Source organism: Shewanella sp. AC34-MNA-CIBAN-0136 (genome assembly GCF_040309945.1).
GTDB lineage: Bacteria > Pseudomonadota > Gammaproteobacteria > Enterobacterales > Shewanellaceae > Shewanella.
This window is the reverse complement of the sequence record NZ_JBEOPJ010000063.1, coordinates 1-278: the sequence shown is the minus strand read 5'-3', so window position 1 is coordinate 278 and position 278 is coordinate 1. Positions and strand designations below refer to the sequence as shown.

The 278-nt window shown below is 41.4% G+C and carries 1 protein-coding gene; it reads left to right on the top strand.

Annotated features, from left to right (window positions below):
* The coding region (locus AAEY94_RS20665; RefSeq protein ID WP_502959417.1) for an OsmC family protein at positions 1-278 on the top strand (278 nt) is incomplete at both ends.

The window sequence follows — 278 nt, the reverse complement described above, 5'->3', positions numbered from 1 at the left end:
GCTGCCAAGCATCCAAAAAGCTTTATAAGTTTAGATAATGCCGATCACTTACTCAGCAATAAAGAAGACGCTAACTACGCAGCCGATGTCATTGCTACGTGGGCTAATCGCTATGTTAAATACGAGAAAACACCTTATAGTGCAAAATTAACTAACGGCAGTGTATTAGTTGAAGAAAAAGATCATCAATTCACTCAACACGTGAGTACTAAAAACCATACATGGCTTGCTGATGAGCCTACCGATGTCGGCGGCAAAAACTTAGGCCCAGACCCTTA